Consider the following 9069-nt stretch of genomic DNA (forward strand, 5'->3'; position numbering starts at 1 on the left):
CTTGATTAAGCTTGTTGGTGAGACGAGATTTAATCCGAGCAGCTTTATTTTTATGAAAAACCCCTTTGCTCACTGCCATATCAACTTTCTTATACACCCGAGGAAGATAAGAATGAGCCTCTTCTATCATTCCTTCTTCTACGAGCTTTCTGAACTTCTTGATTTCAGTTTTAGTAGCTGATTTGATGCTTCGGTTACGCATTCTTCTCTTTTCGTTTTTTCGCAAATTTTTCCAGGCCGTTTTAGTGTTGGGCACTTTTTCCACCTCTTAAAAGATTTTTTAAAAAAAGACGATGCTAATTTTAACACGGAGCTTTAATATTTGCAACCGGAAGGAGCTCAGGATAGTGTAAATTTATGAGGAAAACTTTCAGGCTCTCCTTAAATACCACAGCCTGCCCGGGCAGGCTGTGGTGCAGGTTCGAAATCCTATGGAGTAACCGTACAGGTGAGAATGCTTACTGTAGTACTGAAAGCATTCCCGGCTCGGTCCTTAATATCCATAAGGGAATTGTAAATAAAGTGGACCATCACCTGGTCACCGGTAACCAGCTGGTCTGTATCCCATTTTCCGGTTAAGGTAACCGTCTGGCTGTCTTCTTCAAGGGTTGCTTCAGTCACCGTGAAACGAGAGCCACCTGGGCATGCAACACAGTTCACAGCCCAATATGCAAGATGTTCGAAAAGATTCACGTCTCCTATAACTACCGGTTCATTAAACTGAACAGTTATGGTGGGCGCTGCATCAAGGGGGGCGTCTGCCTTTGCTGAGCAGGAAAGAAAATAAGGTGGTGTTGTGTCTACCACAAGAGAAAAAGTTTCCTGATCGCTTTCCAGAAGCTCTCCGGCCTCAGCGGTAAAAGCAAAGGCAAAGGTCCCTTCAGTGGTTCCACTGGTCCAGCTCCAGGTGAAGCTTCCTGCAGAATTGGTAGTGGTACTACCAAGAAGAGTGCCATTCAGATATACCCTGATAATAGCATCAGCCGGCCCACTTCCGGTAAAGGTAACTGTAACACCACCCCTCACCGGATCACCATTTTGCAGATTCTTTGAGCCATCATTTACAGTTATGAGTTGAGGCTTTTGAGTTTGGCTGGGCGAGGGACCACCACACCCTGCAAGCACCACAAGAAGCACCAACACAGAGAGAAAAACTATTGGTTTTTTCATCTTTTTTCCTCCTCTTCTCCTAATTCAAAATACTATTTTAGAGCTCGTCAGAGAATAAATCAAATTTTTGCACTTGTTAGTGTCTATGAAAGTGGTTGGCTACGCTAAATATTGTTTTACGGTTGAAAAAAGTAGTAAGAATAGAGAGCTTTTTGCTCCCCTGCTAAATCGGGGTTGTATCTTGGATATATTAGATGTCGAGGACTCTCGTGACTAAAAGCAGGGCTTTGCGGTTTTCTGGCTCATTCCCCGGCTCACCCAAAATCTCTTCTGCGTGCCGGGATTCTCTTCGAGCTCTAAAGCAGGTGTCTTAATGAACCAAAAAGTGCCCAATTGCGATTGATAAAAAATGTCAATTATTGTATGATGGTAGAATGTAGAGTTTCTAACCGGGTCTGCCCCTGTCAGGAAATCCAACATTTTTAGAAGTAAAGGGTGATTTTATGGCATCGTCAAAAGATAACGCTCAAGACATATCGTTTTTTTTAGAAGCGAAAACGCCTGCTGACGTACGTAAGGCAATATTCAAACTGGCTTTGCCGGCAATGCTTGAATTTATGCTTATGATGCTGGTGCAAATGATAGATATGATACAGGTAGGTTCCCTGGGCCCCTGGGCTATTGCTGCAACCGGACTGGCAGCTCAACCAACCATGCTGATTTTTTCAGTGTTTAGTGCGCTGGTTGTCGGGACTACAGCCCTTGTCGCGAGGGCTGCGGGAGCTGGAGATCGTGAATATGCCTCTCGTGTAACCAGACAGTCTTTTGTAGTGGTGTTACTTATGGGAGTTATTGTAACCGCAGTAGGTATTCCCGCTTCTGGAGCTATCATCCGATTAATGGGTGCAGACGTTGATACAATTGGCCCGGGAACAATTTATATGAAAATTATAATGGCAGGAACAGTGTTTACTGTGGGTAACATGGTGCTGGCAGCCTCTTTAAGGGGCGTAGGCGATATGGTAACCCCCATGATTTCAAATATCGTAGCAAATGTCGTCAACATATTCATGAACTGGTTGTTAATTAATGGCAACCTTGGATTCCCTCGATTGGAAGTGGCAGGCGCAGCAATAGCCACATCCTTTTCCAGGTTAATAGCATTTTGCATTACTATGCATGCGGTATATGCCCGGGATAAATATATCAGCATATCCATTCATGATTCATATCGCTTTGAGCCCGATGTAATACGAAGCGTGTTGAATATTGGCACCCCGGCAGCGATAGAGCAGCTGATTATGAGGACTGGTGCATTATTGTTTGCACGACTGATTGCCGGATTTGGCACTATAATGTTTGCTGCCCATCAGATAGCGATAAACATTGATGGTCTGGGAATTGTACCGGCAATGGCGTTTCAGATGGCCGCCACCACTCTTGTAGGGCAGGGTATAGGCGCACAAAAACCCGAACTTTCAGAAGAAGCAACACGACAATCAATAATTGTCAGTACGATAATCATGTCGTTAATTGGCGTTGCTTACTTCTTCTTGGGTAAGTATGCCATAATGATTTTTACTCGAGATGCTCAAGTAATCTCCTTGGGAGAAAGCGCCTTGAAAATTTTAGCATTTTCCCAGCCTTTCACTGCTGTTTACTTTGTTGTTGCTGGTGCCCTGCGGGGTGCAGGGGATACAAAATATGCCATGTATGCCAGCGCAATTGGCATGTGGGTCACCCGCTTAGGCCTGGGATACATATTAGCAGATTTATTGAATATGGCACTTATTGGTGCCTGGATTGCCGTTACCGTAGATATGGCGGTGAGAATGGTGCTGGTGCTTAAAAGATTTTCAAGTGGTGTATTTGAGGAGTATAGCAGAGAATATGGCAAGAAGTATAGTGAGGAGAGCTTAAGCGAAAGCATATAGTATAGAAAATAGCGGGCGACAAAAAAGGCAATAGAGACATTCAGGGGTGACGAGCAAGGTGGCTTTTCCTCCGCGTTGTTTTGGTCTTTTTCTCTTGTCCTTTTTGTTTTTCTCTTTTTGGAACCACGAGAAGGCAAAGCCTTCTCATAGTTCTGTTATAATCTTCTTATGAGTAAAAAAATACTTTTAGTTAACCCCTGGATTTATGACTTTACTGCTTTCGACCTCTGGCTCAAGCCTTTAGGGCTTCTTTATCTTGCCTCTCATCTTCTAAACCAGGGGTATGAAGTGGAGCTCTTAGATTGCCTGAACCGTTTAGATCCCGAGTTTCCACCTGTCTCTCGTGGTCCTCGCTATCTGCGAGAAGCAGGCTGTGGTAGCTATTATAAAGAAATTCTTCCCAAGCCCTCTTTTTTTCAGGATGTCCCTCGCTACTGGGGAAGGTTTGGCTTGCCTTTCGATAAAGTGAAATCCAGAATGGAGAAACTATCCCCTCCCGATTTTGTCTTTATCACCTCAGGCATGACTTACTGGTATCCAGGAGCGGTAGTAGCGAAAGAGCTGGCCAGGAAAATCTGGCCAGAGGCTAAAACGGTTTTAGGAGGAATTTATCCCGCTCTCTGTCCTGAGCACGCCGAAGGATGGGGGTTTGATTACGTGGTGAAAGCTACCGACCCCCTTTCGGTGATGAAGGAACTGGAATGCATTTTAGAAACAGATTTCAAAGTGGAAAGCTATAGTGATTATTTTTCCCTGAGACCTGCTTTCTTCCTTTACCCGGAGCTCTCTTATATCGTCCTTCTCACTTCTTTAGGATGCCCCTTTCGCTGCACCTATTGTGCTTCAGGAAAACTCTATCCTTCTTTCTGGTGCCGCCCCCCCGAAGACATAATAGAGGAAATCCTGTTTTCCAGAGAAAAATATGGAATAAAAGATATAGCCTTCTATGACGATGCTCTTCTTTTCCAGGGAGAGAAACACTTTCTTCCCCTCTTAAAGAAGTTAGAAGAGCTATCTTTAGACCTTCGCTTTCACCTTCCTAACTCTATTCATCCCCTGTATGTTACTCCCCAGATTGCCCAACTGATGAAGAAAGTGGGGTTCAAGACTTTGCGGATGAGTTTAGAAACCTCTTCTTCTCTGTGGCAGGAAAAAACAGGGGGGAAGGTAAATAACTATGCTTTTGAGAAAGCCACGAGATACTTTTTAGACGCTGGTTTTGCTCCTCAGGAGATAGAGGTATACCTCCTCTTTGGCCTGCCGGGCATCCCCGAAGAAGAGATGGTAAATTCCATCGAATATGTAAAAAGCCTGGGGCTAAAACCTCGCCTGTCTCTTTATTCTCCTATCCCCGACACTCCCGATTATTATAAAATTGAGGGGCTACTGCCCGAGGATGAACCTCTCTTCCACAATAAAATCGCTTTCCTCTACAAAAGCGGCAATGCCCTTCTCTATCAAAAACTGCAGAGAGCAATAGCCCCGGAAGATTAGGTGAACTGAAGCATTCTCTCGATGCTCAGCGCTGCTTTTTGAATAATCGACGGAGGAAGCTCCACCTGGTATTTCATTTCTTGGAGAGCAAAAGCCACTTTTTCCAGGTTTATTTTTTTCATATCCGGGCACACTGCCTCTTCCTTCACCGGATAAAAATGCTTTGTCGGGTTTTCCTTTTGCAGGCGATGGAGAATACCCACTTCTGTTCCAATGATGAACTCATCAGCAGAGGAGCTCTTCACATAGCGACACATACCTTCGGTAGAAAGCACCTGATCCGCCTTCTCTGTTACTTCCGGGCGACATTCAGGATGGGCAAGTACCTCCGCTTGAGGATGGAGCTCTCTGGCTCTTTCCACATCTTCTCCGCTTATTGCCGCATGTATCGGACAATATCCTGGCCAGACGATGAATTCCCTTCCCGTTTTTCGAGAGACATAACTGGCCAGATACTGGTCGGGAACAAAAATAATGGAAGAAGCAGAGTTCAGTCCCTTTTCCACCACTTTAGTGGCATTTGCTGATGTACAACAAAAATCACATTCTGCCTTTACCTCCGCTTTTGTGTTCACATAGCAAAGCACCGCTGCCTCAGGATGGCGATTTTTGAGGTCAACAAGCTGGGGAGCAGTAATCATATCCGCCATGGGGCATCCTGCCTCCTGGTCGGGGATTACCACTACTTTTTGAGGAGAGAGGATTTTTGCCGTCTCCGCCATGAAAAAAACTCCACAAAATACGATAACTTGAGCATCGGTTTTGCTCGCCTCTATGCTCAATCCCAGTGAATCTCCTACAAAGTCAGCTATGTCTTGCACTTCAGGAAGCTGATAATTGTGGGCTAAAATTACCGCATTCCTCTCCTTTTTTAGTTTTTCGATTTCCCCTTTCCAGTCTCTCATCAATTTTCACCCCTAATCGAAAATCTTAAAAAGCTTCTTCAATAATCCCCCCACCCAGAACTGTATCGTCACTATACAAAACTACCGATTGGCCAGGACTAATCATCTCTACTTTTTCTTTGAATATAACCCTAATCTCATCCGGGCCGACAATCTCTACCGAGCAGGCCTTTTCTTTTTGGAGATAGCGCACCTGAGCAAACACAGACGAGGGAAGCTTATCAACCAACCACTGGAAATGAGAAGCCACCAACCCCCGAGCCTCGAGCGCCTCTCTTTCCCCTACCACCACTTCGTTTCTCTCCGGATGCACTGCCACCACATAAAGAGGTCGAGAGTGAGCTACTCCTAAGCCCTTTCTTTGACCAATGGTATAGCGAAAATATCCCTTGTGTTCACCCACTATTTTACCTTCTGTGGTAACTATAAAACCGGGGGAATCCAGAGAGATTCTCTCCTCCAGGAATTTCCGGTAATCGCCCTCGGGGAGAAAACAAATGTCTTTACTTTCCGATTCTTCTGCTATATGAAGATTATATTTCAAAGAGAGCTCCTTCACCTCTTTTTTGGTAAAATCGGAAAGAGGAAAGATGATATAGGGAAGGTTGTCTCTTCCAATATCATAGAGAAAATAAGTCTGGTCTTTCTTCCGGTCTTTGGGTCTTCTTAAAAAATATTTTCCTTCTTTTTCTTCGATTTTAGCATAATGGCCAGTGGCCAGAAAATCAAATCCTTTATGGCGAGCATACTCCAGGAGCTTGCCAAATTTGAGGCGCCGGTTACATACCACACAGGGGTTGGGAGTCTTGCCTTTTAAGTATTGAGAGACAAAATCTTCAACGACTAACTCCTCAAACTCCCGGGAAAAATCCACCACATAATGGGGAATAGAAAGAGCGCGGCAAATCTCCCGGGCACCTTCAATGGCCGTATCAGACTCCTCCTCTTCCTTCGCAAGATGCATGGTTACCCCGGCAACTTCAAACCCTCTCTCTAAAAGCAAAACGCAGGATAGCGAAGAATCTACTCCTCCGCTCATAGCCACCAGTACTTTTTTTCTCACGTTGCTCACCAAAGAGATAAATAACGCTCCCCAGTATCAGGAACAATTACTACAATGAGCTTCCCCTTGTTTTCCTCTCGAGTGGCCACCTGCACTGCTCCCCACAGAGCCGCCCCGGAGGAGATACCCACCAGTATTCCCTCCTCTTTTGCCAGACGCTCGGACATCGAAAAAGCATCCTCGTCGCTAACAGCAATTACCTCATCCAGGAGCTCCAGCTTTAAAACCGGAGGAATGAATCCCGCTCCAATTCCCTGAATGGAGTGCTGCCCCGGAGAGCCTCCTGAGAGAACCGGAGAGCGAAGAGGCTCCACTGCCACTGCCTGGAAAGCTGGTTTCTTCTCCTTAAGAGCCTGAGCAATCCCGGTGATGGTTCCGCCACTTCCCACTCCTGCAACCACAATATCCACCTCACCATCGGTATCTTCCCATATCTCTCGAGCAGTGGTTTCCCGATGAGCGCGAGGGTTAGCCGGATTTTCAAACTGCTGAGGCATAAAAGCTCCCGGGGTGTCTTCTACAATTTTTTGGGCTCTCTCTATCGCTCCTTGCATGCCTCGAGAGGCGGGAGTGAGAACCACTTCGGCTCCCAGGCGAGTCAAGATTTTCCGTCTCTCTACCGAGACACTTTCGGGCATAGTCAAAAGGAGACGATAGCCTCTCTCGGCACACACAAAGGCTAAACCAATACCGGTATTGCCGCTCGTGGGTTCTACCACCAAAGACCCGGTTTTGAGGAAGCCCTGCTTTTCCGCTTCTTCTATCATCGCCACGGCGATTCGGTCTTTGACGCTCCCGCAGGGGTTGAAAAATTCTAATTTTGCCACCAGTTCCCCTGGCAAGCCCTTCCCGATTTTTCCCAGCCTCACTAAAGGGGTGTTTCCCACCAGCTGGGTAATGTTATCTTTTATTCTCATAAATCACCTCTTAAATCATCCGCTTCTTTACTTCTTCTTCACTCATTCTCTCTACCTCCAACACCCTCAAAAGTGAGCCAGTTTTTGCACCCACAGAAACCACCTCTCCGGGGAAGTGAATATAGCGGGCAAGAAGGGAGGCTGCCTCTTGAAGAAGAGGCTCATCAGCTTCTCCCCGACCGAGAGCCAGGGGACCTTTACCCTCCCGGGGGAAAAACAATATGTCATCTTCCCGGACAAATTCTTTCAGCTTCTCATTCTCTATCTGGTTTCTCCCCACCACAAGCTTAAAAGAAGGACGGAGACGAAAATGTCTTCCTACTTTCAAGAGCTCCACGCTCTCAAAATTATAAGCCTCTTCGCTCTCCCACAGGTCTTTTAACCTCCGGGAGAAATTGGGGTCAGTTAAAAGACATCCCCCTGCCGGCGGAGAAAAGTGCTTTATCCCCCACTTTTCCGCTAATTCCAGTTGCCTTTTTCTTCCTCTCCCCTGTAAATCAAGAAGCTCCTCTCTTTTTACCCAGCCTTTTTCTTCAGGAATGGTAGGAGGAAGGAGCTTTGCCGACAAAGGACGCAAAAGGTAGCCCTCCAGCCCACTTTGCTTTTCTATAAGACGCAAGGTATTTTTTAGCTGGGATTTGGGACGTTGTCCCACAACTTCACCGGTAAAAACAAAAGATGCTCCCTCTTTTTCCATCTCTCTTCTTGCCTCTTTGAGCATCCAGATTTTGCAATCAATGCAGGGATTCAGGTTTTTTCCATACCCAAATTGAGGATTCTTCAGGAGCTCAAGATACTCTTCTCCTACCTCTATTTCCCGAAGCTCTATCTCCAGCTCCTGAGCTAGCCGCTTCAATGTATTTTTACTTTCCCAGAAAGGGCTCAAAAAACTGAGCCCGATCACTTCTATCCCCTGTTTTTTGAGCAGAAAAATAGCTAAGGCACTATCCAGACCACCTGACACAAGACCAATTGCCCTCATCAGCTCTCCTAAATAGAGAAATCTATCGGTGAGGGAGGGCTATTGGTGAGCATCTGAGCTAAATTTTCCAGAGTAAACTTTTCTAAAGTCTCAGAAATTTTATCTTGAAGCTCTTTCCACATTTTCCTTGCTGCACAGAAAGAAGTCCGGGAACAGATATCGGGACTTTCCAGACAATCCACGGGGAAAATTCCTCCCTCTAAAGCTTCTACCACCTCTTTTGCCGTAATCTGAGCGGGGTGGCGAGAGAGACGATAGCCTCCTCCTGCTCCTCGCCGAGAGGAAATTAAACCTCGAGCCTTAAGAGGAATAGCCAGTTGAGTCAGGTATTTTTCTGAAATACCCTCTTTTTCTGCTATCTCCCTGAGAAAGACCAGGTCTTTTTTACCGTAATAAGTGGCCAGCTCTATCATAAACCTTAAGCCATAGCGGGAACGAGTAGAAAAACGGATTTTCATCACTCCCAAATTTTATAATCCTGATTGCCTTAATAATATTATAGAAACGAAAATCCTGGCTGTCAAACTCGAAAACGTTGCAAATGATAATATAATAAAAGAAATAAAAGTTAAAGGGGAAAGGCTCTATGACTTCTTATGAGAGAATAATCAATGCTTTAGAAGGAAAGCCCACCGACATTCTTCCCTATATCGATGGTTTTAAC

9 protein-coding genes are annotated in these 9069 nt (G+C 45.5%); 2 read left to right on the top strand and 7 right to left on the bottom strand.

Annotated features, from left to right (window positions below):
• Window positions 1-256: 30S ribosomal protein S20 (gene rpsT, locus GXZ17_RS00995; RefSeq protein ID WP_409375427.1), on the bottom strand; the 256-nt coding region annotated here is incomplete at its 3' end.
• 173 nt (window positions 257-429) lie between these two features.
• On the bottom strand, window positions 430-1170 hold the full coding sequence (locus tag GXZ17_RS01000; protein WP_409375428.1) for a hypothetical protein: 741 nt from the start codon (window positions 1168-1170) through the stop codon (window positions 430-432).
• Window positions 1171-1613: 443 nt separating this feature from the next.
• On the opposite strand from GXZ17_RS01000, the gene GXZ17_RS01005 reads away from it, so the two are divergent.
• Together GXZ17_RS01005 and GXZ17_RS01010 are read left to right on the top strand one after the other, a co-directional pair.
• Entirely contained in the window at window positions 1614-3044 is a 1431-nt protein-coding gene (locus tag GXZ17_RS01005; protein WP_409375429.1) for an MATE family efflux transporter, read from the top strand.
• Window positions 3045-3212: 168 nt separating this feature from the next.
• Complete coding sequence (locus GXZ17_RS01010; protein WP_409375430.1) at window positions 3213-4538, top strand: B12-binding domain-containing radical SAM protein; 1326 nt, start codon at window positions 3213-3215, stop codon at window positions 4536-4538.
• Here the strand turns inward: GXZ17_RS01010 and nadA are convergent.
• Genes nadA through GXZ17_RS01035 form a run of 5 tightly spaced genes read right to left on the bottom strand, consistent with a single transcriptional unit; the run spans window position 4535 to window position 8863 of the window.
• On the bottom strand, window positions 4535-5443 hold the full coding sequence (nadA, locus tag GXZ17_RS01015) for a quinolinate synthase NadA (RefSeq protein WP_409375431.1): 909 nt from the start codon (window positions 5441-5443) through the stop codon (window positions 4535-4537). The two genes, GXZ17_RS01010 and nadA, sit on opposite strands and share 4 nt — an antisense overlap.
• Before the next feature lie 25 nt (window positions 5444-5468).
• Complete coding sequence (gene mnmA / locus GXZ17_RS01020; RefSeq protein WP_409375432.1) at window positions 5469-6506, bottom strand: tRNA 2-thiouridine(34) synthase MnmA; 1038 nt, start codon at window positions 6504-6506, stop codon at window positions 5469-5471.
• Window positions 6507-6511: 5 nt separating this feature from the next.
• The gene (cysK, locus tag GXZ17_RS01025; RefSeq protein WP_409375433.1) at window positions 6512-7423 is read right to left on the bottom strand and encodes a cysteine synthase A; all 912 of its coding nucleotides are present in this window, start codon (window positions 7421-7423) and stop codon (window positions 6512-6514) included.
• A 10-nt stretch (window positions 7424-7433) separates the two neighbouring features.
• The gene (locus tag GXZ17_RS01030) at window positions 7434-8405 is read right to left on the bottom strand and encodes a tRNA 4-thiouridine(8) synthase ThiI (protein WP_409375434.1); all 972 of its coding nucleotides are present in this window, start codon (window positions 8403-8405) and stop codon (window positions 7434-7436) included.
• 8 nt (window positions 8406-8413) lie between these two features.
• The gene (locus tag GXZ17_RS01035) at window positions 8414-8863 is read right to left on the bottom strand and encodes an RrF2 family transcriptional regulator (protein ID WP_409375435.1); all 450 of its coding nucleotides are present in this window, start codon (window positions 8861-8863) and stop codon (window positions 8414-8416) included.
• Window positions 8864-9069: the final 206 nt, after the last annotated feature.

It is taken from the genome of Candidatus Sordicultor fermentans (assembly GCF_012728195.1).
Lineage (GTDB): Bacteria > Atribacterota > Atribacteria > Atribacterales > Caldatribacteriaceae > Sordicultor > Sordicultor fermentans.

What these genes read in the sequence shown, in the direction of transcription:
- GXZ17_RS01000 (WP_409375428.1), bottom strand. Translation starts at nt 1,170, where the DNA reads ATGAAAAAACCAATAGTTTTTCTCTCTGTGTTGGTGCTTCTTGTGGTG.
- GXZ17_RS01005 (WP_409375429.1), top strand. Translation starts at nt 1,614, where the DNA reads ATGGCATCGTCAAAAGATAACGCTCAAGACATATCGTTTTTTTTAGAA.
- GXZ17_RS01010 (WP_409375430.1), top strand. Translation starts at nt 3,213, where the DNA reads ATGAGTAAAAAAATACTTTTAGTTAACCCCTGGATTTATGACTTTACT.
- nadA (WP_409375431.1), bottom strand. Translation starts at nt 5,443, where the DNA reads ATGAGAGACTGGAAAGGGGAAATCGAAAAACTAAAAAAGGAGAGGAAT.
- cysK (WP_409375433.1), bottom strand. Translation starts at nt 7,423, where the DNA reads ATGAGAATAAAAGATAACATTACCCAGCTGGTGGGAAACACCCCTTTA.
- GXZ17_RS01030 (WP_409375434.1), bottom strand. Translation starts at nt 8,405, where the DNA reads ATGAGGGCAATTGGTCTTGTGTCAGGTGGTCTGGATAGTGCCTTAGCT.
- GXZ17_RS01035 (WP_409375435.1), bottom strand. Translation starts at nt 8,863, where the DNA reads ATGAAAATCCGTTTTTCTACTCGTTCCCGCTATGGCTTAAGGTTTATG.